The 16,376-nt window shown below is 33.5% G+C and carries 16 protein-coding genes; 9 read left to right on the top strand and 7 right to left on the bottom strand.

What is annotated here, in order from left to right; genetic code table 11:
- Positions 1-51: 51 nt before the first annotated feature.
- The 6 genes from AC1Q8L_RS28390 to AC1Q8L_RS28365 form a co-directional block, all read right to left on the bottom strand.
- The gene (locus AC1Q8L_RS28390; protein WP_000144949.1) at positions 52-2,028 is read right to left on the bottom strand and encodes an FtsX-like permease family protein; all 1,977 of its coding nucleotides are present in this window, start codon (positions 2,026-2,028) and stop codon (positions 52-54) included.
- Positions 2,025-2,777 (bottom strand): ABC transporter ATP-binding protein, encoded by a 753-nt coding sequence (locus tag AC1Q8L_RS28385; RefSeq protein WP_000393250.1) that lies wholly within the window; start codon positions 2,775-2,777, stop codon positions 2,025-2,027. The genes AC1Q8L_RS28390 and AC1Q8L_RS28385 overlap by 4 nt, the downstream gene beginning before the upstream one ends.
- Before the next feature lie 19 nt (positions 2,778-2,796).
- Entirely contained in the window at positions 2,797-4,752 is a 1,956-nt protein-coding gene (locus AC1Q8L_RS28380) for an ABC transporter permease (RefSeq protein ID WP_000145007.1), read from the bottom strand.
- Positions 4,753-4,820: 68 nt separating this feature from the next.
- Positions 4,821-6,800, bottom strand: a complete 1,980-nt coding sequence (locus AC1Q8L_RS28375) for an FtsX-like permease family protein (RefSeq protein WP_000145045.1) — start codon at positions 6,798-6,800, stop codon at positions 4,821-4,823.
- A gap of 94 nt (positions 6,801-6,894) precedes the next feature.
- Entirely contained in the window at positions 6,895-7,917 is a 1,023-nt protein-coding gene (locus AC1Q8L_RS28370; RefSeq protein ID WP_000765342.1) for a sensor histidine kinase, read from the bottom strand.
- 2 nt (positions 7,918-7,919) lie between these two features.
- Positions 7,920-8,615, bottom strand: coding sequence for a response regulator transcription factor (locus tag AC1Q8L_RS28365; protein WP_000276738.1), 696 nt, complete (start codon positions 8,613-8,615; stop codon positions 7,920-7,922).
- Between the two features lie 209 nt (positions 8,616-8,824).
- On the opposite strand from AC1Q8L_RS28365, the gene AC1Q8L_RS28360 reads away from it, so the two are divergent.
- From AC1Q8L_RS28360 to AC1Q8L_RS28350, 3 genes are read left to right on the top strand one after another with little or no spacing between them, the layout of a single operon-like run.
- The gene (locus AC1Q8L_RS28360) at positions 8,825-9,097 is read left to right on the top strand and encodes an autorepressor SdpR family transcription factor (RefSeq protein ID WP_001070530.1); all 273 of its coding nucleotides are present in this window, start codon (positions 8,825-8,827) and stop codon (positions 9,095-9,097) included.
- A complete protein-coding gene (locus AC1Q8L_RS28355; protein WP_001225506.1) occupies positions 9,094-9,732 on the top strand; it encodes an SdpI family protein in 639 nt (212 codons plus the stop codon). The genes AC1Q8L_RS28360 and AC1Q8L_RS28355 overlap by 4 nt, the downstream gene beginning before the upstream one ends.
- A gap of 23 nt (positions 9,733-9,755) precedes the next feature.
- The gene (locus tag AC1Q8L_RS28350) at positions 9,756-10,385 is read left to right on the top strand and encodes an SdpI family protein (protein ID WP_000820669.1); all 630 of its coding nucleotides are present in this window, start codon (positions 9,756-9,758) and stop codon (positions 10,383-10,385) included.
- Positions 10,386-10,430: 45 nt separating this feature from the next.
- Here the strand turns inward: AC1Q8L_RS28350 and AC1Q8L_RS28345 are convergent, their stop codons facing one another.
- Positions 10,431-11,303, bottom strand: a complete 873-nt coding sequence (locus AC1Q8L_RS28345; protein WP_000377712.1) for an AraC family transcriptional regulator — start codon at positions 11,301-11,303, stop codon at positions 10,431-10,433.
- 306 nt (positions 11,304-11,609) lie between these two features.
- On the opposite strand from AC1Q8L_RS28345, the gene AC1Q8L_RS28340 reads away from it, so the two are divergent.
- The 6 genes from AC1Q8L_RS28340 (at position 11,610) to AC1Q8L_RS28315 (ending at position 16,347) form a co-directional block, all read left to right on the top strand.
- Complete coding sequence (locus AC1Q8L_RS28340) at positions 11,610-12,380, top strand: ABC transporter ATP-binding protein (RefSeq protein ID WP_000859656.1); 771 nt, start codon at positions 11,610-11,612, stop codon at positions 12,378-12,380.
- Entirely contained in the window at positions 12,367-14,316 is a 1,950-nt protein-coding gene (locus AC1Q8L_RS28335; protein WP_000176156.1) for an ABC transporter permease, read from the top strand. Before AC1Q8L_RS28340 ends, AC1Q8L_RS28335 begins: the two co-directional genes overlap by 14 nt.
- Positions 14,317-14,458: 142 nt before the next feature.
- Positions 14,459-15,037: a class I SAM-dependent methyltransferase gene (locus AC1Q8L_RS28330; RefSeq protein WP_001176062.1), complete on the top strand. Its 579-nt coding sequence runs from the start codon at positions 14,459-14,461 to the stop codon at positions 15,035-15,037.
- Complete coding sequence (locus AC1Q8L_RS28325) at positions 15,037-15,636, top strand: DedA family protein (RefSeq protein WP_000418941.1); 600 nt, start codon at positions 15,037-15,039, stop codon at positions 15,634-15,636. The genes AC1Q8L_RS28330 and AC1Q8L_RS28325 overlap by 1 nt, the downstream gene beginning before the upstream one ends.
- Positions 15,637-15,745: 109 nt before the next feature.
- Positions 15,746-15,925, top strand: coding sequence for a hypothetical protein (locus AC1Q8L_RS28320; RefSeq protein WP_001986677.1), 180 nt, complete (start codon positions 15,746-15,748; stop codon positions 15,923-15,925).
- A gap of 164 nt (positions 15,926-16,089) precedes the next feature.
- On the top strand, positions 16,090-16,347 hold the full coding sequence (locus AC1Q8L_RS28315; protein ID WP_000404320.1) for a hypothetical protein: 258 nt from the start codon (positions 16,090-16,092) through the stop codon (positions 16,345-16,347).
- Positions 16,348-16,376 lie beyond the last annotated feature (29 nt).

Genomic DNA, 16,376 nt, shown 5'->3' with positions numbered 1-16,376 from the left:
ATTAAAAACTATTGAAAATAGCCTTGTGCATATTGCACAAGGCTATTTTATTCATATTTTTATATGCTGTGATAATTTATTAATGTACAGAGAACGGATTAAGAAGAAGAAAATGATCTCGATAACCCCGAAAAAGGTGAGTACGATACATGTCTCTTTTAGTAAGGAGAAAGAAAACATGCTTTGTAAAAACTTAACCGCAAATAATGTGTGAACACCAGCAACGATGTAAGGAACGAAAAATAAAATTCCTAATTGAATCGTTGCAGAGCGAAACATTTCTGATTCAGTTAAGCCAAGCTTTGTAATCGTAATATACTTTTGTCTTTCAGTTGTTAAGTCATTATACATACGGAAATATAAAACACTAGCTGCTCCGATAAAGAAAATAAAGCCGAGAAATGCCCAAATAAAGAATTGAGCGACTGCATTTCCTTTACTATGAACGAGTTCATCCGTAGCTGTATAAATATAAAATGGTTTAATGAAATTTTCTTCATTTTTATGTGCTTCATACAAAATTTCTGCATCATGATCTAAGCTTTTTAATATATTTTTTGTTGGGACAATTGCATTTTCCCAATTTTCCACGAAGTAGTTATAGACTGTAATTGTTTCAATATGAGGAATCATATTTTCAATTACTTCATCTTGCATCACAATTAAGTGAGGTAATGCAAAGGGAGGCTCAATTCCTCTATTAATAAAACCTTTAATTTGAAATTCCTTTTTATTAGAGCCAAGTGTAATTGTGTTCTGCTTCGCAAATGGGTTAGACACGAGATTTAATAACGCTGGTGAATAGCGAGAAATATTATAAACTTGTGAAGAATCGAGAGTGATTTCTGGTCTGTTTAATTGCTGTGCTATTGCGTTATAATCACTCATTTTCATAATGGCAATTGACTCTTTTGAAGCTGTATCTTTTAAAACGGTAAACTTATATTTGTCATATTGAAAATTAGCATTTGTAAGTTCAGTTTCAATCGTAGTAATATGCTTTTGTTCAAATGCATTAACACCTTCTGATGTATAGGTGAATGGTATTGGATATCGTTCTAGTATGGGTGCTTTCGTATTATTGTTTGCAGCAAATAACCCGATAATAATTGTAAATGCAAGTGCAGATAGCATAGAAACAATAAAGAGTACATTAATATTACTGCGTGTACGAGAAACTAAATCTGAAATCCATAACATATTTATTTGTTTTAAGTAAAACTTTCTTCGTTTCTTTAAAATATAGATAAAGAGAAGAAATGTTTGTGAAAAAAATAAATACGTCCCAATCACTACAAGCGGTAAAATAGATAGCATAATTAAGAATACAGATCCATTTTGTGCATTTTTTTCCGTTATGTAGCCTTGCGGATAACCGGCAATATAATAACATAGTCCTAAACAAGTTAAAGCAAATAGTGAAATGAGTATAGATGGTTTTTTTTCGCTCTTCTCTTTGTTAACACCCTTAATAAGCTTCGTTGTTTTTCGAGTACGAATAAACATTGGTGTAAATGTAGAAACGATTAAAAATAAAATGATAAACGTTACGGTTGTAACGATAATCGCTTCTGTTGGCCAATATAAATAGAGACCTTTCGCGTTTGTTAATTTCGAAGTGACTAATAAGAAAAAGTTAGAAAATACAAGTCCACCTTGAATGCCGATAAAGATGGATAATATCCCAATTATCATGTTTTCGGTAAATAACAATCTTTTTAATTGTCTCTGTGAGATACCAAGAATAGTGAGTATCCCGAATTGCTGCTTCCGTACATTTAAAAATGTTCCAATTGAATATAAGAGAAAGAAGAACGAGAACATAACAATCACAAGCTGTGCTGTACTAGCTAAATTCATTAGAGGATCACGTTCTTGAAAGCTTTGTACACTCTGTAAGCGTGGATGATACGCGTATACAGTAAATGAAAAGAAAACCATGATAGAAAACGCACTACTTACAAAGTAGGCGAAATATGCTTTTGAATTACGTGAGACATTTTTAAATGCGAATTGCCAAAACGTCATCCACGTCTTCCTCCTAATAAGGCTAGAACATCTAATATTTCTTGATAAAACTTCTCGCGATATAATCCGCGGTGCAGTTCATTGTAAAGCTCTCCATCTTTAATGAAAATAACACGGTTACAATAACTTGCTGCAAACGGATCGTGCGTAACCATTAAAATCGTTGCATCTTCTTCTTTGTTTAATTTCGTAAATAACTCCATTACATCAATAGCGGCTTTTGAATCCAGGTTCCCTGTCGGTTCATCGGCTAGTAAGAGAGAAGGGTGATGAATAACAGCACGTGCTACTGCAGTACGCTGTGCTTGTCCTCCAGAAACTTCAAAAATACGTTTGTCCAAAATATGATCAATTCCAAGCTTTTTTGAAATGTTATCAAGCTTTTCATCCATTTCTTTTAATGGAACATTATCTAATGTTAAAGGTAGTACGATATTTTCACCGATTGTTAGTGTATCTAGTAGGTTAAAGTTTTGGAAAACAAATCCTAACTCTTGGCGGCGGAAAATAGCTAACTTCTCTCTACGAAATGTGTGTGGTTTTTTTCCGTTAATAACGACGTCACCAGAAGTAGGAGAATCAATTGTAGAAATAACGTTTAAAAATGTAGATTTCCCGCTACCAGATGGACCCATAATGGCAACGAATTCCCCTTTATCTACGTGTAAATTTATATTTTTTAAAGCAGTATGAGGGACTTTTCCCTCATATACTTTTGAGACGTTTTTTATGTGTAATACTTCTTCCATAGTAATCACCTTTCTACTTTTAAAACTTAATATGTTGTGATAATTTTTGCATATAAAAGGAACGAATTAAAAGGAAAAATAAAATTTCAACTGTTCCAAAAATCAACAGTACGACTGTAATCTCAGCGAAGAACGAGAGATGTAAAACTTCTTGTAGCATCTTTGTCGCAAACATCGTATGGATTGACGCCATGATGTAAGGCACGAAGAAAAGAATCGCAAGCTGAATTGTCGCTGAACGTTTCATTTCAGTTTCAGTTAAGCCAATTTTCGTAATCGTTATATATTTTTCTTGCTCATTTGTTAAATCTGTATACATTCGGAAGTAAAGAACACTACCAGCACCGATAAAGAAGATAACACCTAAGAAAGTACCAATTAAGAAGAACGAAGCGACATTTAGTTTTGTCTTATATAGGGAATCGCTCGCTTCACTTGCATGGAAAGGTGGATGCTCTGCTTGAATTGCTGCATTATCGTTATCAATTTTTGTTATAAACGATGAACCGATATTATGTGCTTTTTCCCAATCTGTAACTTTGAAGTTATATACACTCATTTGTTTGGAAACTGTGGATAAGGATTCTACATTTTCATCAGATAGTATGAGTAATTGGTATATTAAGCTGTTTGGGAATGGGCTATAACTTTTATATTCTTTCACTTGTAGTTGTAAATTGTTTTGAGTAAGTGTAAGAGTATTTTTCTTTTCTTCATTGTGAAGTGTTCCAATAACTTGATCATCTAAGTCTTTCATAAGAATATAAGATTCATTCTTATTTACCGTGAGTTTTTCCCAATTTAATGCTTTAGCAAGTACATTATAGTCACTTTGTTTAATTGCGTAATAGAGCTGCGTGTTATCTTCAGCTGAAGATACCTCATATATATCTGTTTTAAATTTTGTATAAGTAAAGTGCTCTTCATTAAATTTCTGCTCTAACCAGTTTAAATGTTCATCAGCTAATGTATTTTCAGTATGCGATAAATACGTAAACGGGAAAGGGTTCTGTCTAATTGCATCAAACTTTGTAAATTTCCCAAAACCGTATAAGAATGTAATCATTGTAAAAGCGAGTGTTGATAGCATCGCTACAATAAAGAGCATGTTAATGTTTGTCCGAATGCGCGCTGCTAAATCTGAAATCCAAAGCATATTAATTCGTTTCATATAAAACGTTCTTCGCGTTTTTAAAATACGAATAAGTAAAAAACTAATTTGTGAAAAGAAAAAGTATGTTCCAGCTGCAATAAGCGATGGGATGACAAATATACTAGAGACGGCATATAAAAGCCCAATGATGTCACCTAGCGACATAAAATACAACGGATTTGCGGCTAACGCATATCCACATATTAAACACGTCGCACCAAATAGAGAGATGAGCACGGATGCTTTTCTTTCTTTTTGTTGTGTACCTTCTTTTAAAAGACGTACGGCTTTTCTCGTACGAATGAGCATCGGTGTAAAAGATGATACGAGAATGAAGAGCCCAAGAAAGATGATGATAGTTAAAACGATAGCACTTGTAGGCGGATATAAATATAAACCAGGTACGTGTGTAATTTTGGCGGTAACTAATAAAAAGAACTGTGAAAAGACAACTCCAAGTTGAATGCCAAAAAATATAGAAAGAGCACCAATTAACATATTTTCTATAAATATGAGTCGCTTTAATTGTTTTTGAGATATGCCAAGTACTGTTAAAATCCCGAACTGTTTTTTTCGTACTTTTAAAAAGGTCCCGATTGAATACAGTAAAAAGAAAAATGAAAAGAACACAATGACAACTTCTGAAATTGTCATTAATATGTTCAGAGAATAATTCACGTCTGTCATATGCAATTTAGGATGAAATAAATAAACTGCAAATGAGAAAAAGATTGCGATGGAGAACGCACTGCTTACAAAATAGGCGAAATAAGCTCTGGCGTTCCGCGTCACGTTTTTAAATGCAAACTGCCAAAATGTCATTCACCTGAACCTCCTGATAGGGTGAAGATGAGAAGAGCATAAGAAATACTCTTTTCATCAAGTTTGTTTTAAATATTTTGTCCACTCGTGTATTGTGATAATTTTTGCATATAAAGTGAACGAATGAATATGAAAAATACGATTTCAACGAATCCAAAAATAATAAGAACGGCTGAAACCTCTTTGAACAGAGATAAACCAATTACATCTTGTAGCATTTTTGTTGCGAACATTGTATGAATGGATGCCATAATGTACGGAATGAAAAATAAAATACTAAGTTGAATGGTTGCAGATCGTTTCATCTCTGTATCTGTTACACCGATTTTAGAAATCGTTATATATTTCTCTTGTTCGTTCGTCAAATCCGTATACATTCTAAAGTAAAGAACGCTACCAGCTCCAATGAAGAAAATAACTCCTAAAAATGTCCCAATTAGGAAAAATGCAGCACTGCCTGATGTTATTTTGTATAACGATCCTGCTGATTCAAAGGAACGAATAAGAGGTCCTTCATACTGGGATTTATTTCGATCTTTTTGCACTTTTTCTATAAAATTATCAGCAATTTCATATGTCTGTTCCCAGTTTTGAATTTTGTAATTGTATGCTGATATATGCTTTACGGTGCTAGGTAAGTTATTTACGATAACATCAGGCAAAACTATCGTTTGATATGAAAAGCCAGATGGAATTGCATTCACATGCTCATAGCCTTTCACTCGTAATTTCGTATTTGTACTAGAGAGTGTAATGTAATCTCTTTTGTAGCTTTGCTCAAATTCGTTGAATATGGTGATATAAGATGTCCCTGTTAGCACATATGCTTCGTTATCATCCAAAAATAGTTGTTTCATTCGTAAAGAATCTGCAAGTTTGTTATAGTCACTTTGCTTAATTGCGTATACGTCATTATAAATAGCTATATCTTTATCTTCTTTTAGTGGTGTTTCATATATATCAGCTTTTATTTTTTGATAGGGGAAATGCTCTTTTTGTAATTGTTGCTCAAGCCAATTTAAATGCTCTGTAACAAAAGGGTTCGCATCATAAGAAAAATAAGAAATTGGAAAAGGAGAAGTTCTATTCACCTCTAGCTTAATAAATTTCCCAAATCCATATAGGAACGTAATCATTGTGAAAGCAATTGTAGATAGCATCGCTACAATAAACAGCATATTAATATTCGTTCGAATACGGCTCGCTAAATCCGAAATCCAAAGCATATTAATCCGTTTCATATAAAACTTCCTTCTTTTCTTTAAAATATAAATAAGTAAGAAACTAATTTGTGAAAAGAAGAAATATGTTCCAATTGTAACAAGCGTTGGGATAACGAAAATACTTGAAACCATATATATAACACCGATTTGTGGGCTTACTGATACGAAATATTTAGGATTTCCAGCTAACGCATAACCACCAAATAAACAAATCGCACCAAATAATGAAACAAGTATGGATGGTTTTCTTTCTTTTTGTTTTCCACCATTTGTTTTTAAAAGGTGTACTGCTTTTTTTGTACGAATAAGCATTGGTGTGAATGCAGATACAATGATAAAAAGACTAAGGAAAACAATGGTTGTTAAAATAAACGCGTTAGTAGGCCCGTATAAATATATTCCTGGAACATGCGTAAGTTTGGCTGTTACTAATAAGAAAAATTGAGAAAAAACAACTCCAAACTGCATGCCGAAAAAGATAGATAAAATCCCGATTAACATATTCTCCATAAAAATAAGACGATGTAATTGTTTTCTCGATATTCCTAAAATGGTCAAAATACCAAATTGTTTTTTTCTAACTTTTAAAAAAGTACCAATGGAATATAGTAAAAAGAAGAAAGAGAAAAATACAATTACTACTTCTGAAAATATCATTAATGCTGAAATTTCAGAGGTCATGTCAAAGTTTTGTAATTTCGGATGGAATAAGTAAACAGCAAACGAAAAGAACACAGCAATGGAAAAGGAACTACTTACAAAGTAAGCAAAATAAGCTCTCGAGTTGCGCGTGACGTTTTTAAATGCAAATTGCCAAAATGTCATAGATTATACCTCCGGCTAGAAGATATAGAAGTAGTTGTATTGCAAAAAATGTATGAGAGTGAGTTCTCATACATTTTGCTTGCATATGTTACGATCATACTTCGGTCACCTTCTCCGTATGTTCTGCTTGATTATTTGCAGCATTGTGGAAGATGATTTTAATGGTCGTTCCTTTACCAACTTCAGAATCTAGTTTGACAGAGTGACCTAAATAATCACAAATTTTACTTACAATATAAAGTCCCATACCAGTAGATTCTCCGAAGGCGCGACCGTTTTTCCCAGTGTAAAACGGTTCAAATACTCTTCGAATATCTTCTTGTGGAATACCAACACCTTCATCACGAACTTCTAAAATAATATCTTTTCCGTTTCGGTAAGCAGATAAGAAAACTTTCTTTCCGCGCTCACCGGAGTAACGAACAGCGTTTGTCATTAATTGATAGATGATAAATTTTAGCCATTTCGCATCAGAAGCAACTTTTAAATCAGAATGGACTTCTAAAACAGGGAAGACACCATTACGAATGAATAGTTCTTTTAATCCATTAATATTTTTTGTTACCGTATCTTTTAATGAAATCGTCTCGACATGGAAATCTTCATGGAAGTTATTTAACCTAGCCATGTATAAAGCCATATCAAGCCCTTGGTTTAGACGCTCTAATTCTTTTTTAAACTTTGGAATTAAATGCTCGTCTTCCATTTCTAGCACCATAAGCTGCATAACAGAAACAGGTGTCTTCATTTGATGTACCCAATGGTTAATGAATAGTTGATGTTCTTGTTGTTTTACTTCATACGATTGTAGTTCTTTTTGGAAGAGACGGTACTGCGTACGCACGAGTTCATTGACACCGTGAGGCATCGGAGCAGTCGCTCTTTCAATAAACGCATCTTCCATTTTTTCTGGTTGCTCACTTAATCTATGGTACATTCTACGATTGCGAACGTAACGGTAAGCGAGGAAACAAATAAATAAATATAAACTTAAAACGACGAAGTAAAATTTATTGTTTTGAAATCCATCTACTGCATCATAAAGAACGAAAATGATACCGAAGTTTAAAACGTACAGTAGGAAAAATGCAAAATGATCACGTAAAAATAGCTTCATGCTTATTCACTCCAAGTTGCGTTAAAGCGATATCCAAGTCCACGTACTGTTTCAATAGAGTTCTCAATGCCAAGCTCATTAAACTTTTTACGAAGACGCGTAATGTTTACGTTTAATGTATTTTCTTCAACGAAGCTCTCGTCATCCCAAAGCGCAGCTAATAAATCTTCACGGCTCGCTGTACGAGGGAATTTAGATAATAACATTTCAGCTAAAATAGCTTCTTTCTTCGTTAAAAGAACTTGTTCAGATCCGAAGTGAATTTCAGGACGTTCTGGGAATAGTTTTAAACCTTCTACTTCAACGATACGTTCAGAAATATTTGGTGCATAATCACCGTAAATACGACGTAATTGTCCTTTAATTTTCGCCATTACAACATCGTAGTGGAACGGTTTTGTAATGTAATCATCCGCACCGCTTTCAATTGCCATAATTTGTTCCATCTCACCAGCACGAGCTGAAATGAAAATAATTGGACAAGTAGATTCATGACGAATTTGACGGCACCAGTAGAAACCATCGAATTTCGGTAAGTTTACATCAAGTAAAACAAGATGTGGTTTCACAGCGTTAAACGATTCCATAATATCATCGAAATTCTCCGCTACCACAGCCTCATAACCGTACTTCTGAATGTGAGATTGCAGTAATGATGAAATATTTGGATCGTCTTCAACGATTAAAATTTTATACATATGTATATTCCTCCTCAAAAAAACAATTGTAGCTATAGTGTATCATGTGTTTCAAGTCTTTTCATTATGTTGAAAGATAAGCTAGTAAACAGTATAGGTTAAAAGTGAGAAAAGTAAAAAGGGCGCTGGATGAAATTGACAAATAACGGTAATCGGTTTAACATTTAGATAAATATCTAAATGTCTAATTATCGAAAGGAAGAAAGACATTGAATCAAGCATTCAAAGCATTAGCAGATCCAACAAGGCGAAAAATTTTAGACTTATTAAAAGAAGGTGATCTAACCGCTGGTGAGATTGCTGAACATTTCAATATGACAAAACCAAGTATTTCACACCACTTAAGCGCACTTAAAAATGCTGAACTTATTCAAGATGAAAAGAAAGGGCAATTCGTTGTGTACTCTTTAAACACAACGGTCTTTCAAGATTTATTGACTTGGGTGTTTACATTTACGAATAAGGGGGAAGAGGAGAAATGAGGAAGCATATATTTCCGTTATTATTAATTGCTTTAACGATTATTGCATGGTGTGCTGCATGGCCTTATTTACCGGGAGAGGTTCCGAGTCATTGGAACATTGATGGTGAAGTAAATGGGCATATGTCAAAAATGGGAATGTTGATTTTTGATGTAGCAATTATGGTTTTTATATATGTATTAATAACTGTATTGCCTAAGATAGATCCAAGGTACGAGAACTATAAAAAATTTCCTAAAGCACTTGGAAGGATTAATGGAGCAATTTTATTTTTCTTATTTACTATTAATATGATGACACTAGCAAATGCTTTAGGATATAACATTCCAATTGGAATTGTTGTGAACATAATGGTCGGTGTCCTTTTTGTAATACTCGGCAATTATATGCAGCAATGTAAACCAAATTTCTTTATAGGTATAAAAACACCGTGGACGTTAAGCAGTGAAGAAGTATGGAGAAAAACACATAGGTTAGGGGCAAAGATTATGATGATTGGCGGTATTGTAATCATATTTTCCGCGTTTCTTCCGGGAATGTGGAAAATGATTTGCTTATTAAGTGTTGTAGTCGCACTGGTTGTTGGTACGATGGTATATTCTTATGTTGCTTATAAAAAAGAAATAGGGGCCTAATAAAAAATTATGGGGGAGAGAGGATGAAAAGACACGTATTACCATGGAGTTTAATTATTGGCATTGCAATTGGATGGTATATTGTATGGCCACATTTACCAGAACAAATTCCACGTCATTATAATGCAGCGGGAGTAGTAGATGGATATTTTTCTAAAATAGAAGCAAGTTCATTCTCGATAGGTAGTATGGTAGTGCTCTATATGATATGGCTAGTTTTTGGATTCATAAAAGATAAGTCTACACAGCAATCCAAAGTTCTTTCAGCGATTAATTATGCCATTCTCTTTATCGGATTTGGATGTAACATATTTGCACTATTAGCAGCGTCTAATTATATTGCATCGGGCTCAATTGCATTTAATTTTGGACTTGGAACATTGTTTCTTGTACTAGGTAATTACATGCAACAAACGAAGCCAAACGGGTTAGTAGGCATCCGAATGGGCTGGACATTAGAAAATCCTGTAGTTTGGAGAAAAACACATAGATTTGCTTCGAGAGTATTTGTAATAGGTTCACTTTGTATATATGCCGGGGCTTTGCTTCCAGATCCATTTAATATTTTTATGGGAATTGGAATCATATTAATATGTATTATCGTATCAACAATAAAGTCATATAGTATTTATAAAGAAGAGTTGAAAATGTAAATAAAGCTGCTTTTCCTTTTAGGGAAGAGCAGCTTTGTTTTTTTATCACTTCTTCAAAACCGGTATCCAAATTTCACTTTTAAAGTTTGGATAAGATATGTCTTTCTGTTCATTCCACAATACTTCCGGTCCTTCCGCTAGTTCATAGTTCGAAGAAGGGAACCATTCAGAATAAATACGTCCCCATACATTTTGTAGTGCATCAGGAAATGGGCCGACAGCTTCGAATATAGCCCATGTTGAAGCTGCGACTTCGAGTTGCGCGAATTGCTCTGGACAATCCTTTGTTGTGGCTACTCCAATATAATGATCGAGTTCTCCTTTTTCCTCCATTCTTCCTTCAGAAAAATTAGTAGAAGCACTAATAATTCCAGTAGGTTCAATGTTTGAAAGGGACTTTAATGTTTGAATAGACTCTGGGTTTAAACTTTTCCACATAAAAGCAATTTCTTCATTTACACCGTTAAAAACGATTGGTACTCGTTTTGTAATACCTATAATTCGAAAGGGCTCTTTTTCTTCAATTCGATAGTTCATTTCATTTCCTCCTTGAATGGATAATTGGAAGGTCATTGGTGAATAAGCCTTCAAAGAATGGCTACTATTTCGGGCCTCTGAAGGTGTTATACCGTGCAAGTTTTGAAATGCACGAGCGAATGAATCTGGTGAGTTATATCCATATTTTATAGCGATATCAATGACTTTTACATTGTTGTTTTTTAGTTCAAAGGCAGCGAGAGTAAGACGTCTACAGCGAATATATTCTGATAGTGATATGCCAGCTAAAAAAGAAAACATTCTCTTGAAATGATATTCGGAGCAGTAAGCTATTTTTGCAACTTCTTTAAAATCAATTTCATTCGTAAGGTTATCTTCAATATAGCGCATTGCAGCATTCATATTTTTAAGTGAATCCATATTATGACCTCCTCTGTACATAGAATAGCAGGAACGAAATGGCCCCATCCGACATTTCGTGCACAACTTTGTAGGTAACTTTTTCACCTTACAAAATTGTAATGTTCCTGTAAGGAGAATGAATGGATGGTATGATATCCCAATGTTATAGTAACAAAGTACTTTAATTCATTATGTTAACTTTTTGATTTCTTTACTTATGTGCCTTACATAACTGTCATGTTTGTGTAAGAAACATCGATAGTGGCAAGAGTAGAGAGTGTATATAGTTGAAAATAGAGAATAGAAGAAATGAGGGATGTCGAGATGAAAACAGTATTAGAAGCAAAAAATATTGAAAAAGTATATGACACGGGTGGTAATAAATTTGCAGCGTTAAAAGGTATTAACTTACAAGTAAAAGAAGGTGAGTTCGTTGGAATTATGGGACCTTCTGGTTCTGGTAAGACGACTTTACTAAATGTTCTTTCTACAATTGATAATGCGACGAACGGTGAAATTTTAATTGATGGAAAAGATATTGTGAAAATGAATGATGATAAGTTAGCATTATTCCGCCGCGATCATTTAGGTTTCATTTTCCAAGATTATAACTTATTAGATACGTTAACAGTGAAAGAGAATATTGCTTTACCACTTGCGCTATCAAAGGTGAAAGCGAGTGAGATTGATCGCCGCGTTCTTGAAATCTCAAAGAAATTTGGTATTGATCATATTTTAAGTCAGTTCCCATATCAAGTGTCAGGTGGACAGAAGCAGCGCTGCGCAGCATCACGTGCAATCGTTACGAATCCAAGTATGATTTTCGGAGACGAGCCAACTGGAGCGCTTGATTCTAAATCTGCAACAGATTTACTTGAAAGTATGAAGTCATTAAATGAATATGATAACTCAACAATTTTAATGGTAACGCATGATGCATTTGCAGCAAGTTATTGTAAACGAGTTATTTTCATTAAAGATGGTGAACTATATAAAGAATTGCACCGTGGTGAATCAACGCGTAAACAGTTCTTCCAAAAAGTCGTTGACGTAATGTCTTCTATTTCTGGAGGTATGGCTGATGACCTTATCTAGCATTGCCCTCCGCAACATACAGCGGAACTTTAAAGACTACTTTGTATATTTCGCATCTATGATTTTTAGTATCGTTATTTATTTTACATTTAAAGCACTGCAATATAATTCACAAATGGAAAAAGCAGCAGAAGCTTCAAAAAAAATTAGCGGAGCATTCCAAGTTTCAAGTGTGATGCTTATCATTTTCGTAGCAGTGTTCATTATATATTCGAACGGATTCTTTACACGTAAACGTAAAAAAGAAGTTGGCTTATATTCGTTATTAGGTATTCGTAAAAGACAAATTGGTAAAATGCTCTTTTATGAAAATATGTTAATGGGATTAATGTCATTAGTAATCGGGATTGCGATCGGTAGTGTCCTTTCGAAATTATTCCTTGAGTTATTAGTAAATATGATGGGATTAAATTTAAACGTTCATTTCGAAGTACCGATGGCTGCCATTATTGATACAGCAATTATTTTCTTTGTGATTATTTTATATACATCACTTCAAGGATATCGTTTAATTTATCGCTTTAAGTTAATTGAACTTTTCCGTGCAGAACGTGAAGGAGAAGCAATGCCAAAAGGATCTGTCATCATGGCATTAATTTCAGTTTTCTTAATCGGTTCAGGTTATTTTTTAGCGCTAATGTACATGAAAGCAGTTATGTATGCAGACTTTATGGTCGTTGCATTATATATTTTATTAGCGACAGTAGCAGGGACTTATTTACTGTTCATGTTCTTCACAGTATTTGTATTGAAACGTGCAAGAAATAATAAGTCAGCATTTTATAATGGTATGAATATGGTAACGACATCGCAGTTACTATATCGTATTAAAGGAAATGCGAAATCATTGGCGACAATCGCTATTTTAAGTGCAGTTACATTAACAGCGGTTGGTACGTCAGTTACGATGTATTACAACACATTTACGCAATCAAAAGTTGCTGCGCCGTATAGTTATTCCTATGAGAAAAAAGATGCAGCATTAGATAAAAAAGTAAATGAAATACTTGCTAGAGAGAAGAATAATCACCCAGTCACATATGAATCAGAAGTTGAAATGATTCCTGTGAAAGGAACATTTAAAGGTGAAAGAGCTGATCAAGTTCTGAACACACACTATAATGTTACGAATCAGTACCAGCTTATTTCTCAATCAAGCTTTAATAAACATGTGAAACATTTAGATGTAGAACCTGTAAATTTAAGTGCGAATGAAGCTTTCGTATATGATAGCTTATATATTGAGAAACTTGATTTTGGTCCTCTTTATACAGGAAATACAGCTGTATTCCCTGTTGGAAATGAGTCAAAAGAATTAAAAATTAAAGGTGTAAATAATAGAAGCCTTACAAATTTAAATGAACTATTTGTAATCGTTCCTGATAAAACATATGAGCAAGTGAAACAAGTAAACGAAACGCGTACTGTAAAAAATATTGATGTAAAAGGTGAGCGAAATAGTAAAGAGTTAACAGCAAAATTAGCAAGCATTATGCCAGCTGGAGAATCAGAAGTTTTAAAACCATTTAACGATTTCTATACAGGATTCCAAATGGGGCTTGAAACGACAGGCTTAATGATGTTTATTGGGTTATTCTTAGGATTAGTATTCCTATTAGCAACAGGCTCAATCATTTACTTTAAACAATTAACAGAAGCAAGTGCTGACCGTGATCGTTACATTGTCCTTCATAAAGTTGGTGTAACGAAGCAAGAAATGAAGAAAGCTATCGCAAAACAAGTAAGCTTTATCTTCGCTATTCCGTTAGTAATCGGTATTTTACACAGTTTATTTGCACTAAAAGGTTTATCAAATATATTACCATTTGAAATTATGATTCCACTTCTCATTAGTATTGGAGTATACGGTGTCATCTATATTGGATATTACTTCTTAACGGTTCGTTCTTATTATAAGATCGTGAGTGCGAAGTAATAAGGGGCAGCTATCGCTACACGCGATAGCTGTTTTTTTATTCTTCATAAAATCTTAAGAAACTTCCTCAATTTTTATTAAGAAACGATAGTTATACTTAGACACAAGTTAAAAACTATCGAACGAATGAGGAGAGATTTACATGCAGCTCATTACATTTTTACATGAATTTATAAAGCATCCAAAACATACTGGTGCAATTGCGCCAAGTTCAAAAATATTAGCGAAGAAAATGGTCGATGTAATTGATTTTAATAAAGCGAAATGTATTGTAGAGTTAGGGCCTGGCACAGGGGTTTTTACGAAAGAGATTATGAAGAGAAAAAAGAAGGAAACAATATTTCTTCTTATTGAAATTAATGAAGTATTTTTCAAAGAATTAAAAAAAAAGTTTAAAGATGAGCAGAATGTCATTGTTGTACACGGTTCAGCTGAAAATATAAAGAAGTATATGGAGGAGCTCAATATAGAATGCATTGATTACGTTTTATCAGGGTTGCCTTTCACTTCTTTACCAGAAGAAGTTTCAAAGCGCATTTTAAATAATGCGATGGAAGCGATACATGAGAATGGTGAGTTCATTACATTTCAATATTCACTTGTGAAAAAAGGGTTTATACAGCATTTCTTCCCTGAAATTACACTAGAAAAAGTATGGCTCAATTTCCCGCCAGCCTACGTCTTTAGTTGCAAAAAAGAACTAAGGAGAGCGTATGCATAATGGAATTACATGAATTATTATCCTATATCGAGCAATACGGTTATTGGGCATTATTTTTCTGTTTATGGTTAGGTATTATCGGTATGCCAATTCCAGATGAAATGATTGTTATGAGTGGTGGTTTCGTATCTTCAGTAGGTATATTAAGTGTTGTTCCTTCATTTGTATTAACATATTTAGGTGTTGTATCAGGGCTTTCTTTAGGATATATATTAGGGAAGGTATTTGGCACGAAGGTACTCCATAAATTGATGAAAAAGAAAAAAGCAAAGTATTTAATAAAATCACAAGAAATGGTTGATAAATACGGACAGTACGCGTTAGTTACAAGCTATTTCATACCAGTTGTAAGACATATCGTGCCGTATTTAGTTGGAATGAATAACATGTCATTTAAGACGTATGCATTGTATTCTTATACGACAGGATTTGTTTGGACACTCGTTTATTTTGTGCTCGGTGCTTTATTTGGACAACATATTGAAAGTATTGTAGCGATCGCGATAGAATATGGCGTGTATTTTGGCGTGATTGTTTTTATAGTTACAGGTATTCTTTATTTATATAGACAAAAAAGAATCACACTGATGAGTAAATAGAAGTAAAGAAAGTTTCTTCCAGTATGAAGGACAAGATAGGATTATAAGTATAAAATTATCTTTATTTAATGGTAAAATATAGGTAAGTAGTTAAGGAAGGAAGAGCGTTGTGCTACTCATTTTTAGCCTTATCTTAATTGGAATTATGTGCAGTATGAAAATAGTATCCTTACACATGATAGAACGACAAAAGGTAGAGGAACGATATGTATATTGTCCAAAATGTGATACGAAAATTAGAAGAGGAAATTCAGCTCCTTTTTGTTCGAAATGTAATTTAATATTTTAAAAATAAAAAGTCCGAAATCACTTTATATAGTTTCGGACTTTTTATTTTTAAGTAAACATTAATCCACCTAGTTCTCTTTCGTTTGTTTATTAGCTAAAATGGATTATGAATAACAATAGTATGTAAACGAAAATAAATATAAATGTACACATGGAGTGTTATATTTGGAGATTTTAATCATAGTAGGATGCCTATTAATAGGAATTATTTTGATTAGTATAAGTAATTATCGATTTATAAAAGAATTAAAAGAAAAAAATTCAAAGAAAGAGAAATGGAAAGTAGTAGCTGGAAATTTGATAGAGTTATTTAGTGATCCATTGCATGGAGTGCCGTTCTATTTTTTAACTGGGGGTCTCTTTTTTGTAATCGGACTGTTGTTATTTCTTTCTATGGGAATGGGTTGGCTTGAAATTGATTAAGGCGTATTAATAAAGATGTTTGATCATGT

The sequence above is a fragment of the Bacillus sp. GW823-FHT06A11 genome (assembly GCF_058795355.1).
Note: the sequence above shows the minus strand (reverse complement) of the source record. Positions and strands in the feature narration are given on the sequence as shown.